The organism is Pseudomonas veronii, from assembly GCF_001439695.1.
Taxonomy (GTDB): Bacteria; Pseudomonadota; Gammaproteobacteria; order Pseudomonadales; family Pseudomonadaceae; genus Aquipseudomonas; species Aquipseudomonas veronii.
Genome location: NZ_JYLL01000001.1, coordinates 241,750 through 260,667, shown reverse-complemented (window position 1 = coordinate 260,667; position 18,918 = coordinate 241,750). Strand labels below are relative to the sequence as shown.

General features: G+C 62.3%; 17 protein-coding genes. 2 read left to right on the top strand and 15 right to left on the bottom strand.

From position 1 onward, the window contains the following. Nucleotides 1-8 precede the first annotated feature (8 nt). The 12 genes from TU80_RS01075 to TU80_RS01020 all read right to left on the bottom strand — a co-directional run bounded on the left by TU80_RS01075 (nt 9) and on the right by TU80_RS01020 (nt 14,341). Nucleotides 9-1,943: a methyl-accepting chemotaxis protein gene (locus TU80_RS01075; protein ID WP_057003675.1), complete on the bottom strand. Its 1,935-nt coding sequence runs from the start codon at nt 1,941-1,943 to the stop codon at nt 9-11. Between the two features lie 139 nt (nt 1,944-2,082). Then, on the bottom strand, nt 2,083-3,372 hold the full coding sequence (locus TU80_RS01070) for an adenylosuccinate synthase (RefSeq protein ID WP_017849751.1): 1,290 nt from the start codon (nt 3,370-3,372) through the stop codon (nt 2,083-2,085). A gap of 54 nt (nt 3,373-3,426) precedes the next feature. Beyond that, the gene (locus TU80_RS01065; RefSeq protein ID WP_017849752.1) at nt 3,427-4,614 is read right to left on the bottom strand and encodes an ATP phosphoribosyltransferase regulatory subunit; all 1,188 of its coding nucleotides are present in this window, start codon (nt 4,612-4,614) and stop codon (nt 3,427-3,429) included. 280 nt (nt 4,615-4,894) lie between these two features. Then, entirely contained in the window at nt 4,895-5,761 is an 867-nt protein-coding gene (hflC, locus tag TU80_RS01060) for a protease modulator HflC (RefSeq protein ID WP_046384902.1), read from the bottom strand. Further along, nucleotides 5,761-6,936 (bottom strand): FtsH protease activity modulator HflK, encoded by a 1,176-nt coding sequence (gene hflK / locus TU80_RS01055; RefSeq protein ID WP_017849754.1) that lies wholly within the window; start codon nt 6,934-6,936, stop codon nt 5,761-5,763. Before hflK ends, hflC begins: the two co-directional genes overlap by 1 nt. Before the next feature lie 96 nt (nt 6,937-7,032). Then, the gene (hflX, locus tag TU80_RS01050) at nt 7,033-8,334 is read right to left on the bottom strand and encodes a ribosome rescue GTPase HflX (protein ID WP_046384903.1); all 1,302 of its coding nucleotides are present in this window, start codon (nt 8,332-8,334) and stop codon (nt 7,033-7,035) included. A gap of 12 nt (nt 8,335-8,346) precedes the next feature. Beyond that, on the bottom strand, nt 8,347-8,607 hold the full coding sequence (gene hfq, locus TU80_RS01045; protein WP_017849756.1) for an RNA chaperone Hfq: 261 nt from the start codon (nt 8,605-8,607) through the stop codon (nt 8,347-8,349). 94 nt (nt 8,608-8,701) lie between these two features. After that, on the bottom strand, nt 8,702-9,673 hold the full coding sequence (gene miaA / locus TU80_RS01040; RefSeq protein ID WP_017849757.1) for a tRNA (adenosine(37)-N6)-dimethylallyltransferase MiaA: 972 nt from the start codon (nt 9,671-9,673) through the stop codon (nt 8,702-8,704). After that, nucleotides 9,673-11,586, bottom strand: a complete 1,914-nt coding sequence (gene mutL, locus TU80_RS01035) for a DNA mismatch repair endonuclease MutL (RefSeq protein ID WP_017849758.1) — start codon at nt 11,584-11,586, stop codon at nt 9,673-9,675. The genes miaA and mutL overlap by 1 nt, the downstream gene beginning before the upstream one ends. Further along, complete coding sequence (locus tag TU80_RS01030; RefSeq protein WP_057003674.1) at nt 11,586-13,007, bottom strand: N-acetylmuramoyl-L-alanine amidase; 1,422 nt, start codon at nt 13,005-13,007, stop codon at nt 11,586-11,588. The genes mutL and TU80_RS01030 overlap by 1 nt, the downstream gene beginning before the upstream one ends. A gap of 15 nt (nt 13,008-13,022) precedes the next feature. Beyond that, nucleotides 13,023-13,493: a tRNA (adenosine(37)-N6)-threonylcarbamoyltransferase complex ATPase subunit type 1 TsaE gene (gene tsaE, locus TU80_RS01025; RefSeq protein WP_046384907.1), complete on the bottom strand. Its 471-nt coding sequence runs from the start codon at nt 13,491-13,493 to the stop codon at nt 13,023-13,025. Then, nucleotides 13,481-14,341 (bottom strand): NAD(P)H-hydrate dehydratase, encoded by an 861-nt coding sequence (locus TU80_RS01020; protein WP_057003673.1) that lies wholly within the window; start codon nt 14,339-14,341, stop codon nt 13,481-13,483. The genes tsaE and TU80_RS01020 overlap by 13 nt, the downstream gene beginning before the upstream one ends. 63 nt (nt 14,342-14,404) lie before the next feature. Here TU80_RS01020 and queG point away from each other — a divergent pair, with 63 nt between their 5' ends. Next, on the top strand, nt 14,405-15,472 hold the full coding sequence (queG, locus tag TU80_RS01015; RefSeq protein WP_046490718.1) for a tRNA epoxyqueuosine(34) reductase QueG: 1,068 nt from the start codon (nt 14,405-14,407) through the stop codon (nt 15,470-15,472). Here queG and TU80_RS01010 read toward each other — a convergent pair. Both TU80_RS01010 and orn read right to left on the bottom strand, forming a co-directional pair. Beyond that, nucleotides 15,466-16,083 carry a trimeric intracellular cation channel family protein gene (locus TU80_RS01010; protein ID WP_169850564.1) on the bottom strand — a complete coding sequence of 206 codons (618 nt, stop codon included), beginning with the start codon at nt 16,081-16,083 and terminating at the stop codon, nt 15,466-15,468. The genes queG and TU80_RS01010 overlap by 7 nt on opposite strands. A gap of 89 nt (nt 16,084-16,172) precedes the next feature. Continuing rightward, nucleotides 16,173-16,715: an oligoribonuclease gene (gene orn, locus TU80_RS01005; protein ID WP_017849764.1), complete on the bottom strand. Its 543-nt coding sequence runs from the start codon at nt 16,713-16,715 to the stop codon at nt 16,173-16,175. A 108-nt stretch (nt 16,716-16,823) separates the two neighbouring features. On the opposite strand from orn, the gene rsgA reads away from it, so the two are divergent. Next, nucleotides 16,824-17,855 (top strand): small ribosomal subunit biogenesis GTPase RsgA, encoded by a 1,032-nt coding sequence (rsgA, locus tag TU80_RS01000; RefSeq protein ID WP_017849765.1) that lies wholly within the window; start codon nt 16,824-16,826, stop codon nt 17,853-17,855. Nucleotides 17,856-17,904: 49 nt separating this feature from the next. Here rsgA and motB read toward each other — a convergent pair whose 3' ends face one another. Further along, the gene (gene motB, locus TU80_RS00995; protein ID WP_046384910.1) at nt 17,905-18,915 is read right to left on the bottom strand and encodes a flagellar motor protein MotB; all 1,011 of its coding nucleotides are present in this window, start codon (nt 18,913-18,915) and stop codon (nt 17,905-17,907) included. Nucleotides 18,916-18,918: the final 3 nt, after the last annotated feature.

Below are 18,918 nucleotides of genomic sequence, written 5' to 3'. Positions count from 1 at the left end.
AGACCACACTAAGCCCGGAACTGCCCCAGGCTCGCCTTCAACTGCGCCGCCAAGCCATCCAGCACCTTGCCGCTGGCCGTGGTTTCCACCACAGCCTGTGCGGCACGCTCGGCCTGGGCATGGATCACCTCGACCCGCCCACGCACCGCATGCGCGCCCTGGGCCTGATGCTCGGCCGCACGAGTGGCCAGGCCAATCGCCGCATGCACCTGCTCCACCGAGGCCTGCACCGTCTGCTGCAAGCGCACACTGTCGCGCAGCACCAGCAAGCCTTCGTTGGCCTGGCGCCCGGCCTTGCCAATGGTTTCGACCGCCTCGCGCGCGCCCTGCTGCAACGCCACGATATGTGCCTGGATATCGCCGGTGGAGCTTTGGGTTTTACTCGCCAGCGCACGCACCTCGTCCGCCACCACCGCAAAGCCACGCCCGGTCTCACCGGCACGCGCCGCTTCGATGGCCGCGTTGAGCGCCAGCAGGTTGGTCTGCTCGGCGATGCCATGGATCACCGTCAATACCACTTCGATCTGCTCGCTTTGCGCGGCGAGGCGCTCGATGACCTTGGAACCGGCCTGCACCTGGCCCGCCAGCGCTTCGATCAAGCTGCCGACTTCAGCCGAAGTGCGTGAGTTTTCATCCGTGGCCTGGCGTATATCCACCACCTGCTGCAGCGCGGCCTGCATCGCATGGCTTTCGGCCTGCGCCTCATCCGCCATCTGCGACAACGCGCGCAGGCTCTCGGCCACTTCGTCGCGCTGCAAACCGGCAGCCGCGTCGGCGCCGGCATTGCGCAAGGTCATCGCGCCGATTTCCACACCGGTACGCTGCGCCACATCGCCGGCCTCGCGCACGATGGGCTGCAACTTATCCACAAAGCGATTGACCGCCGACGCCATGTCGCCGATCTCATCTTTGCTGTTGATCTGCACACGCTTGGTCAGGTCGCCCTCGCCCGCCGCCAGATCATCCATGGCCGCGATCAACAGTTTCAGGCGATTGACCACCCGCCGCCCGAGCACCACCGCGATCAACAGCAGCACACCGAAGCCGACCGCCGCGAGCCCCATGCCGATGCGCCAGCGCAAGGTGCCCGCCGCGTCCTGCACGGCATTGGTGGTGTTGGCGGTCATCTGGGTAGCGGTCGCCTGCGCCGACTGCAGCCTTGCGCCCATGGCGGCCGCGCTATCGGCCGCCGCACCTTTGAGGCTATCGCCCACCAACTGATCGCCGCTGGCGATCAGTGTCGCAAAGCGCTTATCCAGCGCCTGCAGGTTGGCTTCCACCGACGCGGTCGAGACCCCCATGCGAACCTTGCCGATCTCGACGCCGTTGGGGCTGATGGACGCTTCGACGTAGTACACAGAAGGGTCCGCCTTGGCGGCGTCCAGCACTTTATCCAGGGCGCGGTCGCCCTTGCCCTTTTCCAGCAGCGCCTGGTTGATCGGGTTTTCCCGGTTCAGATAGCGGGTCAGATGCTCACCGGCGGCGTCGTCGTAGACCACGAACAACACGTTGGGATTGCGCTGGGCCCGTCGGGCGAACTCCGACAGCGTCGGCACATCGTTGTCCCACATGGCGCGAGGCGCCACGGAGGCCAGCAGTTGCGCCATGTCGTTAGCGGAGTCTTGCAGGTCTTTTTCCAGGGTCGCACGCAGTTGCTTCTGCTCTTCCTGCAGGCGCGTGGAAAGCCCGACGGTCAGACGCTGACGGGTACTGCTGGACAAACTGTCCAGGCTGGATGTGACTTCCTTGCCGGCCTGGGCCAATTCGCCGGACAGTTTCTGACTGTCGACCCCGAGGCGATTGCCCAAATCAGCTTCCAGCGCCGTGACTGTGCTCCGAGTAAGAGCGACCGCCACCAGCACTTGCACCAAAAGAGCGATACCTAGGGTAACGAACACCGGCCGCAACAGACGACTTTGTAACAATGAGAGAACGGCAGACATCGGGAATCCCTCCACCACGGGTGCCATTAATTTGATAGCACCGCGAAAGAAGGAAACACAGCAAGGGTCGTGCCGCTTGGCGAACTTAAACGACAAAGGGCTCCCTGAGGAGCCCTTTGCGTTTTACATCAACAGCTTATTAAGCGAACGGGTGACGCAGAACGATGGTCTCGTTGCGGTCCGGGCCCGTCGAAATAATGTCGATCGGTGCGCCGATCAGCTCTTCAACGCGCTTGATGTACGCACGAGCGTTGGCGGGCAGCTCTTCCAGGGTCTTGGCACCCACGGTCGATTCGACCCAGCCCGGTACTTCTTCGTACACCGGCTGCAGACCCACGTAGCTGTCTGCGTCAGTCGGGGCAACGACCTTACCTTCTGCATCTTTGTAGCCGACACAGATGTTGATGGTTTCCAGACCGTCGAGCACGTCCAGCTTGGTCAGGCAGATACCCGAGATGCTGTTCACATCGATAGCGCGACGCAGGATAACGGCATCGAACCAGCCACAACGACGAGCACGGCCAGTAGTCGCGCCAAACTCGTGACCTTGTTTAGCCAGGTGCGCGCCCACTTCGTCGAACAGTTCAGTCGGGAATGGACCCGAACCGACCCGCGTGGTGTAAGCCTTGGTGATGCCCAGGATGTAGTCCAGGAACATCGGGCCAACACCCGAACCGGTAGCGACGCCGCCAGCGGTGGTGTTAGAGCTGGTCACGTAGGGGTAGGTACCGTGGTCGATGTCCAGCAACGAACCTTGGGCGCCCTCGAACATGATGTCTTTGCCAGCGCGACGCAGGTCGTGCAGCTCGGCCGTCACGTCCAGCATCAGCGGCTTGAGCAGCTCAGCGTATTCCTTGCATTCGGCCAGGGTCTTGTCGAATTCGATGGCTGGCTCTTTGTAGTAACCCACCAGCATGAAGTTGTGGTAATCCACCAGTTCACGCAGTTTGTCTTCAAAGCGCGGCATGTTGAGCAGGTCGCCAACACGCAGGCCACGACGCGCAACCTTGTCTTCGTAGGCTGGGCCGATACCGCGACCGGTAGTACCGATCTTCAGCTCGCCACGGGCCTTTTCACGGGCCTGGTCCAGCGCGACGTGGAAGGACAGGATCAGCGGGCAGGCCGGGCTGATACGCAGGCGCTCGCGCACCGGTACGCCTTTCTCTTCCAGCTTGGTGATTTCCCGCATCAGGGCGTCGGGTGCAACCACCACGCCGTTGCCGATCAGGCACTGCACGCCTTCGCGCAGGACGCCCGACGGGATCAGGTGCAAGACGGTTTTTTCGCCATCGATGACCAGGGTGTGGCCAGCGTTGTGGCCACCTTGGTAGCGCACTACGGCGGCAGCATGTTCGGTCAGCAGATCAACGATCTTGCCTTTGCCCTCATCACCCCATTGGGTGCCCAGGACTACGACATTCTTACCCATAACACTTGTCCTCATTCGCGCAAACTTGGTGCCGGCGATGGCCGGCAGGAAAACTCAAGAAGCCAGTGGCGATACTTGCCAAAGCCCGTTCTGCAGAATCAATTGCCGGTCGCAGTCCGCTTCACGGGCGGCGGCCAATGGCTGCCCAGGCAACGCCTGGACGACACGCTGACCCTCACCGCGCAACTGACAAACCTGCTGCCAGAGTGCTGCGTCCGTACTGTCGGGCATCCAGATGCCACCAGACGGCAGCTCGACCTCAGCACGCCCCAGGGTCACCAGGGTTTTCAAATCGGTGGAAAAGCCGGTGGCCGGACGCGCACGACCGAAGTCGGCGCCGATATCGTCATAACGACCGCCCTGGGCGATGGCCTGGCCAACACCCGGCACAAACACAGCGAACACCACACCGGTGTGGTAGTGGTAGCCGCGCAACTCGCCCAGGTCGAAATACAGCGGCAGTTGCGGGAACCTCGCCGACAACTGCGCGGCAATCGCCAGCACGTCATCCAGTGCCGCCAATACTGGCGCCGGCGCATTGGCCAGGCGCTCACGGGCAGCGTCCAGGACTTCGCGGCCGCCGCACAGGTTCACCAGCGCACGCAGCATGTCAGCCAGTTCGGCCGGCACGCCTTCGGTCAAGGCGACGACTTCATCGATTGCCTTGCGCTGCAGGGCATCGAACAACTGTTGCTCCACTTCACCGGACAAACCGGCCGCACGCGCCAGGCCACGGTAGATACCGACGTGGCCCAGATCCATGTGGACATCCGGCACGTCAGCCAGTTGCAGCATGGCCAGCATCAGGCTGATGACTTCCACGTCGCTGCTCGGGCTGGCATCGCCATACAACTCGGCGCCCAACTGAATCGGGCTGCGCGACGACGACAACGCCCGCGGCTTTGCATGCAGCACACTGCCGGCATAGCACAGGCGGCTCGGGCCTTCGCGACGCAGGGTGTGTGCATCAATGCGCGCCACTTGCGGCGTGATGTCGGCACGGAACCCCATTTGCCGGCCCGATTGCGGGTCAATGACCTTGAACGTGCGCAGATCGAGGTCCTGGCCCGCGCCGGTCAGCAGGGATTCCAGGTACTCGATATGCGGGGTCACGACAAACTCGTAACCCCAGCTCTGGAACAGATCCAACACCTGGCGACGCGCTACTTCAATGCGCGCAGCTTCTGGTGGCAGTACTTCTTCGATGCCATCTGGCAGCAGCCAGCGGTCTACCGTTGCCATTACGCCATTCCCCTATGATCCGGGCGGCCAGCCCTCGGCCGAGCCTTGAGTGAAGCAGAAAATGCCCGCCCCCGGCATAAACCACGCGCAAGAGCGACGTGACGAACGGCCTGCAAACGGCCTCGTCGGGCACTTTCCTCGAAAAACCTGTCGCGTCTGCCGAATCAAACATGCAGACGCAAAAAAGCCGGGAATTTCCCGGCTGCCGCATCATACACCCGTTTTCTCAAAGGATCACCCCGCCAGGCGTTTTAGCCGCCCGACGGGAGTGAACAATGAGTTACTTGGACTTTTCCAGGTAGCGGAAGAAGTCGCTGCTCGGGTCCAGCACCATGACGTCGGTTTTGTTCGCAAAGCTTTCACGGTAGGCACGCAGGCTACGGTAGAACGCGTAGAACTCCTGGTCCTGGCCGTAGGCTTTGGCGTAGATCGACGCGGCTTGCGCATCACCGTCACCACGCGCCTCTTCAGACTCGCGATAGGCCTCGGCCAGCAGTACGCGACGCTGACGGTCGGCATCCGCACGGATACCCTCGGCCAGTTCGTTACCTTTGGCGCGGTGCTCACGCGCTTCACGCTCACGCTCGGTACTCATGCGCTCGAACACGCTGCGGTTCACTTCCTTCGGCAGATCGATGGCCTTGACCCGGACATCGACAACTTCGATCCCCAGCTCTTTTTCCGCCATTGTATTCAGCGAACGGGTGATATCCGCCATCAGCGCATCACGCTCACCGGACACCACCTCGTGCAGGGTGCGTTTACCGAACTGGTCACGCAGGCCCGATTCCAGACGACGCGACAAACGCTCGTCGGCAATCTGCTTGAGACCGGAGGTCGCGGTGTAGAAGCGCTCGGCATCCTTGACGCGCCACTTGGCGTAGGCGTCAACCATCACGGCTTTCTTTTCCAGGGTCAGGAAACGCTGTGTCGGTGCATCCAGGGTCATCAGGCGCGCGTCGAACTTGCGCACCTGGTTGACGTAGGGGACTTTCACATGCAGGCCCGGCTGGACGTCTGCCTGGACCACGCGACCGAATTGCAGCAGCACCGCACGCTCGGTCTGAGCGACGATGTAGAAGCAGTTCCAGGCAGCGATGACCACGACGACGCCCACAATCAGGGCGGTCAGCGATTTATTGTTCATCAACGACTCTCCCTGGTACGTGTTTGCTGTTGCAGCAAGTCAGCAGCCGCACGGGCGCTCGCTTCGTTGGCAGCGGCATTCGAACCGGTGGCCGGTGCGCTGGCGCCACTACGTCCACCTTCGATCATCTTGTCCAACGGCAGGTACAGCAGGTTGTTCTGCCCACCCTTGCCGCCGGTCACGAGAACCTTGCTGGTGTTGCTGAAGACTTCCTGCATGGTGTCCAGGTACAGACGCTCACGCGTGACTTCCGGTGCCTTGCGGTACTCGGCGACCAGCTTGGTAAAGCGATCCGCCTCACCCTTGGCGCGGGAGACCACTTCATCGCGGTAACCGTTGGCATCTTCAAGGATGCGCTGGGCCTGACCACGGGCTTCCGGCACGACGCCGTTGGCGTAGGTTTCAGCCTGGTTGCGCGAACGCTGCTCGTCTTCACGGGCGCGGATCACGTCATCGAAGGCTTCCTGCACTTCACGCGGTGCCGCTGCGCTCTGTATGTTGACCTGGGTGACGGTGATACCGGTGCGATAGGTGTCGAGGAACCGTTGCAGGCGCTCCTTGATCTCGCTGGCCATCAATTCACGACCCTCGGTGAGCACCTGATCCATCGCGGTGGAACCCACCACATGGCGCAGGGCGCTCTCAGTCGCCTGTTGCAGACTGATCTCAGGTTGATCGACGTTCAGCACGAAGTCCTGCAGGTTGCTGATCTTGTACTGCACGGTCAGCGGCACTTCGACGATGTTCTCGTCTTCGGTCAGCATCTGGCCCTGCTTGGTGTAGGCACGCTCACGCGTGACGTTCTCCATGTACTTCTTGTCGATCGGCGGGAAGTAGATGTTCAGGCCCGGGCCGACAGTCTCGTAGTATTTGCCGAAGCGCAGCACCACGGCTTGCTCCTGCTCGTCCACCACGTAGACCGCGCTGTACAGCCACACGGCCGCGAGCACGACAAGCCCAAGGCCCAGCAGGCCATAGCCGCCGCCCTTGCTTGTGCGACCGCCATCGTCACCACCGCGTTTTTTTCCACCACCGAACAACCCATTCAGGCTTTCCTGCAGCTTTCGGAAGGCCTCGTCGAGATCCGGCGGCCCCTTGCGGTCGCCATTATTGCGGCGCTTACCACCCCAAGGATCCTGATTATTCGAGTTGCCACCCGGCTCATTCCAAGCCATAGCGCTCTCCATCTGATAAAGCAAAGACGCACCCACGGCGCGCCGACCAATGCTACAGAATGCCTGCTACTGCGGCACAACCGCTTTCTCAGGCTTTTATTGCAAAGTGTGTTGCTCGATGAACTCTGTCGGTACAACGCCTTCGCGACTGACCAGCCGATTCAGCTCCGAGCGCGGCAATCGAACGGCCAGCAAGCTGACGCCATCTTCATCGTGTTCTTCTTTCTGTACCGCGCCCAGCTCGAAAAACTGTGCACGCAGTCGAGCAAAACGCTGAGGCAAGCGCAAGGTGCCGACGAACAAATCGTTGCCGAGCAACTCGGCAATCGCTTGCTCGAGCAAGTCCAGGCCCCGGCCATCACGCGCCGACAGCCAGACCCGCTGGGGCTTGCCGTCCTCGTCGCGCTGAATTTGTGGCTCAACGCCTTCAAGCAAATCGAGTTTGTTATAGACCTCGAGGATGGGCAAGTCCTGGGCACCAATCTCGCCCAGCACCACCATCACCTGTTCAATCTGCAACATGCGATCCGGCTCGGCCGCATCGATCACGTGCAACAGCAGGTCGGAGTTGCTCGACTCTTCGAGCGTAGACCGAAACGCCTCGACCAGCTTGTGCGGCAAGTGCCGAATGAAGCCCACGGTGTCGGCCAGCACGATCGGCCCCAGGTCGGCCAGTTCCAGGCGACGCAGGGTCGGGTCGAGGGTCGCGAACAGTTGGTCGGCCGCGTACACGTCCGACTTGGTCAAGTTGTTGAACAGCGTGGACTTGCCGGCGTTGGTGTAACCCACCAGGGAAACGGTCGGGATATCCGCACGGCTGCGGCCACGTCGCGATTGTTCGCGCTGGCTGCGGACTTTTTCCAGCCGGCCCTTGATCTGACGCAGGCGAACCCGCAACAGTCGCCGGTCGGTTTCCAGCTGGGTCTCGCCCGGGCCACGCATGCCGATACCGCCACCCTGACGCTCAAGGTGAGTCCAGCCGCGCACCAGCCGGGTGCTCATGTGGTCAAGCTGGGCCAGTTCAACCTGGAGCTTGCCCTCATGGGTACGCGCGCGTTGGGCGAAAATATCGAGAATCAGGCCGGTACGGTCGATCACGCGACACTCGAAAACACGTTCGAGGTTACGTTCCTGACTGGGCGTGAGGATGTGATTGAAGATCACCAGATCGGCCTGTTCGGCATGGACCAGGTCGCGCAGTTCCTCGACCTTGCCGCTGCCAATCAGGTATTTGGCGGTTGGCCGATGACGCGGCACGTTAAAAAACGCAACGGTCTCGGCGCCGGCCGAATTAGCCAACTCCTGAAACTCCTGCGGATCTTCGCGCGCCTCAGGGTCCTGTCCATCCAAGTGAACGAGGATCACTCGCTCACCACCACCGTGGCGCTCAAAGAACAAAGGAGACTCCTATCAGGCGTTACCTGGCTCAGCGTCACCCTGTTCGCCATCAGTCGCGCTAGGCAGACGGATTGGACGGACGGGAACGACTGTCGAGATAGCGTGCTTGTAAACCATTTGGCTGACGGTGTTTTTCAGCAGGATAACGAACTGGTCGAACGATTCGATCGTACCTTGCAGTTTGATACCGTTGACCAGGTAGATGGAAACCCCCACTTTCTCTTTACGTAAAGTATTCAAGTAAGGGTCTTGTAGCGAATGCCCTTTTGACATGTGCCGCACTCCTTTAAGGATCAATAATAAAAAATCGGAAAATAAATAGCTTATGGCCGTCACACCCCCAAGGATAGACGGCAATTGCAAGGACTCAGCTCAATATGGAGACCGTTCCCAAGTATTTCAAGGCGCGTGACAGATTGTCGCTGTCCAGGCTGTCCAGCCAGTGCAAATCGCTCCAGCTGCGCAGCCAGGTGAACTGGCGCTTCGCCAATTGGCGCGTGGCAATGATGCCGCGCTCCTGCATTTCGGCTGACGTCAGCTTGCCATCCAGATGATCCCAGACTTGGCGATAGCCTACAGCACGTATCGAAGGCAACCCCGGATGCAGGTCACCTCTTGAACGCAGTGCTACGACCTCCTCCACGAACCCCTGTTCCAACATAATTGTGAATCTTTGTGCAATTCGTTCATGCAGCACCTGGCGATTTGCCGGAGCAATCGCCAGATTCGCCACAGTATAGGGCAATTGTGACCGCCCCGATGCGCCTGCGTCAGCACTTTGCGCAGATTGTCGCTGCCGATGCTCGGTCATGGTCTGACCACTTACCCGCCAGACTTCCAGAGCTCGACTCAGGCGCTGCGGATCGTTGGGGTGGATGCGCGCAGCGGACACCGGATCGACCGCCGCCAGTTGCTCGTGCAGGGCTTGCCAGCCAAGGCGCGCCGCTTCTTCTTCGAGCTCGGCGCGCACCTGGGCGTCGGCCGGCGGCATATCCGCCAGGCCTTCCTGCAAAGCCTTGTAGTAGAGCATCGTGCCGCCCACCAGCAGCGGGATGTTGCCGCGCGCGGTGATATCGGCCATGGCCGCCAGGGCATCGCTGCGGAAATCCGCCGCCGAATAGCTCATCGCAGGGTCGATGATGTCGATCAAGCGGTGCGGATACTGCGCCAGCAACTCCTTCGAAGGCTTGGCCGTGCCGATGTCCATGCCGCGATAAACCAGGGCCGAGTCGACGCTGATCAGCTCGCAGGGCAGCACTTTGCTCAGCTCGATGGCCAGGTCGGTCTTGCCGGCGGCCGTGGGGCCCATCAGGAAGATCGCGGGGGGCAAGGCACTCATCAGCGGCCGCGCAAGAACAGTTTGTCCAGATCGTCCAGGCCCATTTGGGTCCAGGTCGGTCGGCCATGGTTGCATTGTCCGCTGCGCTCGGTGTTTTCCATGTCGCGCAGCAGGCCGTTCATTTCCGGCAAGGCCAGGCGGCGATTGGCGCGGATCGCGCCGTGGCAGGCCATGGTGCCGAGCAGCTCGTTGATGTGCGCCTGGATACGGTCACTGGTGCCGTATTCCATCAGGTCCGCCAAGACGTCGGCCACCAACCGGTTGGCCTCGGCTTGCTTGAGCAACGCGGGAATCTGGCGGATCGCCAGCGTTTCCGGGCCCAGGCGTTGCAGTTCAAAACCGAGTTTCTGGAACACGCTGGCGTGCTCTTCGGCACAATCGGCTTCGCGCTGGCTGACCGCCAGGGATTCCGGCACCAACAGCGGCTGACCGCTCAGGCCTTCGCTGGCCATGGCAATTTTCAGACGCTCGTACATGATCCGTTCGTGGGCCGCGTGCATGTCCACCAGCACTAGGCCGTGGGCGTTTTCCGCGAGGATGTAGATACCCTTGAGCTGCGCCAATGCATAACCCAGTGGCGGAATATCCCCGCCACCTTCGGGCAACGCGACCGCGCTCGGCTCGGCGCCCGGCAGCGGCGCAAAGAATTCACGATAGGCCGCCTGGGCCTCGGCCGCCGGCACCGCCGATTGCGGACGCGGGGTGTATTGATACTGATAGCCCGCCCCCGAACCCGAACCCGGCGCCGTGTAGCTCGGCTGGGGTTGCGGCGACTGCAGCAGGTTGCCCGCCAGGCTCATTTCGCCCTGCGGGCCGAACTCGCCGGCTTGCGGGCCGCTCGGACGAACCACCGCCGTCACGATCGGCGCGGACAGTTGGTCATCCGGGCGCACATCGCCCAGCGCGCGGTGCAAGGTGCCGTAGAGAAAGTCATGCACCATGCGCCCGTCACGGAAGCGCACTTCATGCTTGGTCGGGTGTACGTTGACGTCGACCACCGATGGGTCGACCTCGAAAAACAGCACAAACGTCGGGTGCCGCCCATTGAACAGCACGTCGCGATACGCCTGGCGCACCGCGTGGGCCACCAGCTTGTCGCGCACCGCCCGGCCGTTCACAAAGAAATACTGCAAGTCCGCCTGGCTGCGGGAGAACGTCGGCAGCCCCACCCAACCCCATAGGCGCAGGCCATTGCGTTCGATTTCAATCGGCAGCGCCTGCTCCAAGAACCCCGCGCCGCACACCGCCGCCACCCGCCGAGCGCGCGCGGCGTCGTCGTTGGCTTCGTGCAGGCTGAGGATGGTCTTGCCGTTGTGGCGCAGGTGGAATGCCACGTCGAAGCGCGCCAGGGCCAGGCGCTTGATGACTTCCTGCAGGTGATCGAATTCGGTTTTCTCGGCCTTGAGGAATTTGCGCCGCGCCGGGGTGTTGAAGAACAGGTCGCGCACCTCCACCGAAGTGCCCACCGGATGCGCAGCCGGCTGGACCCGAGGCGCCATGTCGCGGCCTTCGGTTTCCACTTGCCAGGCCTGGTCGGCGCTGCGCGTGCGGGAGGTCAGCGTCAGGCGCGCCACGGAACTGATCGAGGCCAGGGCCTCACCGCGAAAGCCCAGGCTCATCACCCGTTCAAGGTCTTCCAGGTCGCGAATCTTGCTGGTGGCGTGCCGCGCCAGGGCCAGCGGCAGGTCATCGGAGGAGATGCCGCTGCCGTCGTCACGCACCCGCAGCAGCTTGACGCCGCCTTGCTCCACGTCGACATCGATGCGCTTGGCGCCGGAGTCGATGCTGTTTTCCAGCAACTCCTTGATCACCGACGCCGGCCGCTCGACCACCTCGCCCGCCGCAATCTGGTTGGCAAGGCGCGGGCTGAGCAGTTCGATGCGCGAGCCGCTGTTGAGGATCGATTCGCTCATTACTGTGCCGCCAATTCAGTGCCGGGGATGGTCAACACCTGGCCGACTTTCAGCTCATCGGTTTTCAGGTTGTTGGCGCTGCGCAACGTCGCAGGCGACACCTGGAAACGCACCGCCAGCATCGCCAGGGTGTCGCCCGGCTGGACGCGATGGTCACGCGGGCCCTGGGCAATTTTCCCGGAGTCGCGCAGCCAGGCGATATACGTGCCCGGCGGCGGGTTCTGCTGGAAGAACTGGCGCACGCCGGCGCTGATGGAACGCGCCAATGCCTGCTGGTGGCTGGCGCTGGCCAGTTTCGAGGCTTCGTTGGAGTTGGAGATAAACCCGGTTTCCACCAGGATCGACGGGATGTCCGGCGATTTCAACACCATGAACCCGGCCTGCTCCACGCGTTGTTTGTGCAGCGATGTCACACGGCCGATGTTGCTCAGGACTTTCTGCCCGACGTTCAAGCTGGAGGTCAGCGAGGCGGTCATCGACAAGTCGAGCAGTACACCGGCGAGCATCTTGTCTTTGTCGTCGAGGGACACGTTGCCGGCCCCGCCGATCAAGTCGGAACGGTTTTCACTGTCGGCCAGCCAGCGGGCCGTCTCGGACGTGGCGCCGCGATCCGACAGGGCAAACACCGAGGCGCCGAAGGCGGCGGCCGACGGCGCGGCGTCGGCGTGGATCGAGACGAACAAGTCGGCGCCCTTCTTGCGCGCGATTTCGGTGCGGCCACGCAACGGGATGAAGTAGTCGCCGGTACGGGTCAGCTCGGCGCGATAGCCTTTCATACCGCTGACCTGGCGCTGCAGTTCACGGGCGATGGCCAACACCACGTCTTTTTCATGCTGGCCACGCGAACCGGAAGCGCCCGGGTCTTCACCGCCGTGACCGGCGTCGATCACCACGATGATGTCGCGTTTACCCGCTGGCGCCGGCGGCGGCGGTGGCAACTTGACCTGCGGTTGCGACGGGTTGACCGGCACGGCCGGTACGGTCGCCACGCTCGGCGTCGGCGCGGGCGGCGGTGCGGCATCGGCGGCGTTGTCGAACAGGTCGACCACCAGGCGGTTGCCGTACTGGGCGTTGGGCGCCAGGGAGAAGCTCTTCGGGGTCACGGCCTTTTTCAGGTCGATGACCACGCGCAGATCGGTCGGCGTGCGCTGGGCCGAACGCATGCTGGTAATCGGCGTGTTGGCAGTGGAGATTTTCAGCGGCGCGGCCAGGGTCGCACCGTTGATGTCGATCACCAGGCGATCAGGCGCCGTCAGGGTAAAGACGCTGTGCTGGACCGGGCCAGACAGGTCGAACACCAGTCGCGTGTTATCCGGCGCTCGCCACAGGCGAACACTCTTCACCTGTGAAGCAGCCAGAGCATTGACAGTCATTGCCGCAAGCAACACCCCTACGACAGCAACCAACGCGCGAAAGCGCATACCTAACCCCACCAATTATTTGAATTCCAATGCCAGAGCAACGCACCACGACTCACCGCGCGCACCCTGGGGCAACAACTTCAGCCGACGTCCGTGCTCATGCGGCGTAATGGTAATGGTCAGGTCCGGCTTTGGCAAAAAGCCTGTGCCTTTATCTGGCCACTCGATCAGGCACAGCGCGTCATCCTCGAAATAATCCCGAATCCCCATGTACTCCAGCTCTTCGGGGTCCACCAGACGATAGAGATCAAAGTGGAAGGCCCTTGTCGCCCCGATCTCATAAGGCTCGACCAGCGTAAAGGTCGGACTTTTCACCGCCCCAGCATGGCCCAACCCGCGAATGATGCCCCGCGACAGCGTGGTCTTGCCCGCCCCCAGGTCGCCCTCGAGAAAGATCAGCCCCGCGCCGCCTGTCACCTGGGCAATCCGATGACCGAAGGCGACCATTGCCGCTTCATCCGCCAGGAAAAGGTTTACTTCAGACACGGCGACTGTTCCTCGAGCAATTGACGGATGGCAGGTATCAGGTCACTGGCCGCCAGGCCGCGGCCAAAGGTGCCCTGCCGGGCTCCGGCCGTGGCGTGCAGCCACACGGCCAGGCAGCCGGCTTCATAAGCGGGCATGCCTTGTGCCAGTAACGCGCCCACCAGGCCGGCCAATACGTCGCCGAGCCCCGCGGTCGCCATGGCCGGATGGCCTTGGTCACATCGCGCGACGCGACCGTCCGGGCAGGCGATCAGACTGCCCGCCCCCTTGAGAATAGCCACTGCATTGAATTTCTGGCTCAACGCGCGCGCCACGTTAAGACGATCCGCCTGAACCTCAGCTGTCGAAATACCCATCAAGCGCGCCGCTTCGCCCGGATGCGGGGTGATCACGCAGTTGGCGGGAAGGCTGACGCTGCCGGTCGCCAGCTGGTTCAAGGCATCGGCGTCCCAGACTTGCGGCTGCTTGGCGTTGGCGGCGACGGACAGCAGGCTCTTGCCCCAGGCGGCATGGCCCAGGCCCGGGCCAATGACGATAACCGAGATCTTTTCGAGCAAACCCATCAATTGGTTGGCCGAACTCACGCCGACGCTCATGACTTCCGGCAGGCGCGCCAGCGCGGCGGGCACATGTTCAAGGCGAGTCGCCAGGGACACCATGCCCGCCCCGCTGCGCAGCGCACTTTCGGCACTGAGCAACGCAGCGCCGCCAAAGCCTCGGTCGCCGCCGATGACCAGCAGATGACCGAAACGGCCTTTATGGGCGTCCAGGGAACGCGCAGCCAGTTGCGGCAAATTGCCGGGCAACAGGGACTGAACGTCGGTTATTGCGTGTTTTGTCTGCGGCATGCGTCTTCAAGCTCCGATGTCTGGCAGAATTATACTCATCTAACCTGTGGTTTCCCGTGTCTCATGCCTGCTATTACTTCCGATCTGCCCGCGCTCGCCCAATCGATCAAAGACTGGGGCCGCGAGCTGGGCTTTCAACAAGTCGGCATCAGCGGCCTGGACCTGGCCGAGCATGAACAGCACCTGCAACGCTGGCTCGACGCGGGCTACCACGGCGAGATGGAATACATGGGCGCCCACGGCAGCAAACGCTCGCACCCCGACGAGTTGGTGCCGGGCACCTTGCGCGTGGTCTCACTGCGCATGGATTACCTGCCCGGCGACACGCACATGGCGCAACGGTTGGCCCAACCGGAAAAAGCCTACATCTCCCGTTACGCCCTGGGCCGCGACTACCACAAACTGATCCGCAAGCGCGTGCAGCAACTGGCCGAACGCATCCAGGCACAAATCGGCCCCTTCGGCTTTCGCGCCTTTGTCGACAGCGCGCCGGTGCTGGAGAAAGCCATCGCCGAGAAAGCCGGGCTGGGCTGGATCGGCAAAAACACCCTGGTCCTCAATCGCAAGGCCGGCAGCTACTTCTTCCTCAGCGAGTTGTTTGTCGACTTGCCGCTGCCGGTCGATCCGCCCCACGCCACCGAGCACTGCGGCCGCTGTACCGCCTGTCTGGATATCTGCCCGACCAACGCGTTCGTCGGGCCCTACGTGCTGGACGCGCGGCGCTGCATTTCCTATCTGACCATCGAACTCAAGAGCGCGATCCCTGAAGACTTGCGCCCGCTGATCGGCAACCGGGTTTTCGGTTGCGATGACTGTCAGATCGTTTGCCCATGGAATCGTTTCGCCCGCACCACCGCCGAAAGCGATTTCAAGCCACGGCACAACCTGGATAACGCACAACTGGCCGAACTGTTCATGTGGGACGAGGAAAAATTCCTCAGCAGCACCGAAGGCTCGCCCCTACGCCGCGCAGGTTACGAGCGCTGGCTGCGCAACCTGGCGGTAGGCCTGGGCAATGCGCCATCGAGCATTCCGGTGCTGGAAGCCTTGAAGGCGCGCCGGGACTATCCGTCGGAGCTGGTGCGCGAACATGTGGAATGGGCGCTGAAGCAGCACGCCGAGCGTCAGTGAACGTCGTCGTTGTAGATGAACTTGGGCATTTCCCAGTGAAAACGGATCGCCAGCAGGCGCAGGAGAAAGCCGCTGAACAGGGTGAGCATAATCGCCTGCTCGCCCGGCAATTGCAGGTAAAGGCACAGCAAGTAGAACCAAGCGGCGAGGAATGACACGCTGGCGTACAGCTCACGGCGAAAGATCAGCGGGATGTCGTTGCAGAAAATATCCCGCAGGATCCCACCGAACACCCCGGTGATCACGCCGCTGACCGACGCCACCAACATACCGTGACCCATTTCCAGGGCGGTCATGCAGCCGATCAGGGTAAAGGCGACCAACCCCACGGCATCCAGCGCCAGAAACAGCGAGCGCAGGCGGCGCATCAGCGGCGCGATAAAGATCGTCACCAGCGCGGCGACGGAGGTCAGCACCAGGTATTCCGGGTGCTTGACCCAGGTCAGCGGGTAATGCCCGAGCAGCACATCGCGCACCGAACCGCCACCCAACGCCGTCACGCAGGCGATCAGCACCACGCCAAACCAATCCATGCCGCGCCGACCGGCAGACAAGGCGCCAGTCATAGCTTCGGCGGTGATGGCGACGAGGTAGAGCATCAGCAGCATGATGGCGATCCTTACAAAGAGGCGCGCAGTCTAATCATTTGCTGACGGCACCAAAAGAGGGCGCTTGGCGAAAGACCGAGGCGCCCCCAGCATCAAGCCTTGATGAAGTGCTTGCGGTAGTGCTGCAACTCGGCGATCGACTCACGAATGTCATCCAGCGCCAAATGAGTGCTGCCTTTATGGAAGCTGTCTTTGACTTCCGGCGCCCAGCGCGCGGCCAGTTCCTTGAGCGTGGACACATCCAGGTTGCGGTAGTGGAAGTAGCTTTCCAGCGCCTTCATGTGGTTATAAAGAAAGCGGCGGTCCTGGCAGATGCTGTTACCGCAGATCGGCGACTTGCCCTTGGGCACCCACTTTTCCAGGAAGGCGATGGTTTCGGCTTCGGCTTCGGCCATGCTGACACGGCTGTCGCGCACGCGCTGGGTCAGGCCGGAGTTGCCGTGGGTGCGGGTGTTCCACTCGTCCATGGTGGCGAGGACGGCGTCGCTGTGGTGGATGGCGATCACCGGACCTTCGGCCAAGGTGTTGAGGTTGCTGTCGGTGACAATGGTCGCCATCTCGATGATGACGTCGGTGTCGGGGTTCAGACCGGTCATTTCCAGATCGATCCAAATCAGATTCTGTGGGTTTTGCATGGCTTGATTCTCTTGGCACCTTGGCGTAGCTGCGCAGTTTAGCAGGCGGGGCCGTGCTAGACTCGCGACCGTTTCACCCAACCTTTGCATTATCGACACGGAACACCAATGGCCAAACGCCAGCTCAACCGTCGCCAAAACTGGCGCATCGAAAAGATTCAGGGCGAACGCGCCGCACGCGCCGCCAAACGTGAATCCTCCGCCGTGGAAGCGCTCGAGGGCGGCGACCTGGGCCCCGAACAAACGGGCTTGGTGATCGCGCACTTTGGTGTGCAGGTCGAGGTCGAGGCGCTCGAAGGCGAACTCGCCGGCCAGGTCTTCCGCTGCCACCTGCGCGCCAACCTGCCGGCGCTGGTGACCGGCGACCGAGTGGTGTGGCGTGCCGGCAACCAAGGCATCGGCGTGATCGTCGCGCAACTGCCCCGCACCACCGAACTGCGCCGTCCCGACAGCCGCGGCCAGTTGAAGCCGGTGGCGGCCAACGTCGACATGATCGTCATCGTCTTCGCACCGCTGCCCGAGCCTCATGCCAACCTGATCGACCGTTACCTGGTCGCCGCCGAGCATGCCGGCATTCGCCCGCTGTTGCTGCTGAACAAATTCGACTTGATCGACGAACAGAACGCCCCGGCGCTCAACGCGTTGCTGGCGGTCTACCGCACCCTGGGTTACCCGGTGCTGGAAGTGTCGGCCCATCACGGCAATGGCATGGAACAGCTGCAACACCAGTTGGACGGGCGCATCAGCGTGTTCGTCGGCCAGTCTGGCGTGGGCAAGTCCTCGCTGGTCAACAGCCTGCTGCCGGAAGTCGACACCCGTGTCGGCCCGCTGTCGGAGCTGTCCGGCCAGGGCACCCATACCACCACCACCGCGCGGTTGTTCCACTTCCCCGGCGGCGGTGAGCTGATCGACTCCCCGGGCATTCGTGAATTCGGCCTCGGCCATGTCAGCCGCAGCGACGTGGAAGCCGGCTTCATCGAATTCAACGACCTGATCGGCACCTGCCGCTTCCGCGACTGCAAACACGACCGCGAACCCGGTTGTGCCCTGCTCAAGGCGTTGGAAGATGGCCGCGTGCAGCAGCAACGGATGAACAGCTATCGGTCGATTATTGCGAGTTTGCCCGAGAGCAGTTACTAAACAGCACATACGACAAGGCCGCGTTTATCGCGGCCTTGTCGTATACAGCTTACGATCCCGTACCCGGCACCGTAGGGTCTTTCATCCCGCCACCTTCGAACAGGTTCAGCTTCTGCCGCAGCTCATGCGCCGGCAACGGCTCCTGCCCCGGAGGGATCGCGTTCGGGTCGGCCGGTGCACCGCCCTGCGTGCCCGTATCTGGGGGCGGTGGCGGCTGATCACCTTCAATCGCGCGCTGGGCCTTTTTGGTCAGCACGACGATATCGATCCGACGGTTGATCGGGTTGAACGGGTCCTTCGGATCAAACAGCTGCGACGAGGCGAAACCCACCACCCGCGCCACCTGCGAGTCCGGGTAGCTGCCGGCCACCAGCGCACGTCGGGCGGCGTTGGCGCGGTTGGCCGAAAGCTCCCAGTTGCCGAAGTCGCCCTGCCCCGAATACGGCTTGGCATCGGTGTGGCCGCTGATGCTGATCTTGTTCGGCACCGCCTTGATGGTGTCGGCCATGGCCAGCAGGATGTCTTCAAAGTACGGCTTCAACCGCGCACTGCCAGAGTCGAACATCGGTCGGTTGGCGGCGTCGGTGATCTGGATGCGCAAGCCATCCGGCGTGATTTCGAAGGAAATCTGATCCTTGAATTTCAGCAACTGCGGGTTTTCTTCGACCTTGGTCTGCAATTCCTTCAGCAACAATTCGAGGCGTTCCTGCTCGACCTGTTCGGCCAGGCTCTCGACGGTGTCGCGCTCGATCGGAATTTTTTCCTGCGGCGCCTCGGTCTTGACCTCAGGGTTGATGGTGCGCTCCGGCGCCAACTGCGGCGAACCGCCCAGGTCGATCACGAAGGGTGTGCCGCTTTCCGAGAAGCCGATCGGGTCTTTGAAGTAACCGGCGATGGCGATCTTCTGTTCGGGGGTCGCGGTGGACATCAGCCACAGCACCAGGAAGAACGCCATCATCGCCGTTGCAAAGTCGGCGAAGGCGATTTTCCAGGCGCCACCATGGTGCCCCGCAGCGAAGCGCTTGACGCGCTTGATGATTATCGGCTGGTTGTTTTCCATGGC

Coding starts and splice junctions, on each gene's coding strand:
- TU80_RS01020 (WP_057003673.1), bottom strand. CDS start 14,341: ATGCCGCAGACAAAACACGCAATAACCGACGTTCAGTCCCTGTTGCCC.
- hflK (WP_017849754.1), bottom strand. CDS start 6,936: ATGGCTTGGAATGAGCCGGGTGGCAACTCGAATAATCAGGATCCTTGG.
- TU80_RS01065 (WP_017849752.1), bottom strand. CDS start 4,614: ATGGCAACGGTAGACCGCTGGCTGCTGCCAGATGGCATCGAAGAAGTA.
- miaA (WP_017849757.1), bottom strand. CDS start 9,673: ATGAGTGCCTTGCCCCCCGCGATCTTCCTGATGGGCCCCACGGCCGCC.
- orn (WP_017849764.1), bottom strand. CDS start 16,715: ATGCAAAACCCACAGAATCTGATTTGGATCGATCTGGAAATGACCGGT.
- queG (WP_046490718.1), top strand. CDS start 14,405: ATGCCTGCTATTACTTCCGATCTGCCCGCGCTCGCCCAATCGATCAAA.
- hfq (WP_017849756.1), bottom strand. CDS start 8,607: ATGTCAAAAGGGCATTCGCTACAAGACCCTTACTTGAATACTTTACGT.
- rsgA (WP_017849765.1), top strand. CDS start 16,824: ATGGCCAAACGCCAGCTCAACCGTCGCCAAAACTGGCGCATCGAAAAG.
- TU80_RS01075 (WP_057003675.1), bottom strand. CDS start 1,943: ATGTCTGCCGTTCTCTCATTGTTACAAAGTCGTCTGTTGCGGCCGGTG.
- TU80_RS01070 (WP_017849751.1), bottom strand. CDS start 3,372: ATGGGTAAGAATGTCGTAGTCCTGGGCACCCAATGGGGTGATGAGGGC.
- TU80_RS01030 (WP_057003674.1), bottom strand. CDS start 13,007: ATGCGCTTTCGCGCGTTGGTTGCTGTCGTAGGGGTGTTGCTTGCGGCA.
- mutL (WP_017849758.1), bottom strand. CDS start 11,586: ATGAGCGAATCGATCCTCAACAGCGGCTCGCGCATCGAACTGCTCAGC.
- motB (WP_046384910.1), bottom strand. CDS start 18,915: ATGGAAAACAACCAGCCGATAATCATCAAGCGCGTCAAGCGCTTCGCT.
- hflC (WP_046384902.1), bottom strand. CDS start 5,761: ATGAACAATAAATCGCTGACCGCCCTGATTGTGGGCGTCGTCGTGGTC.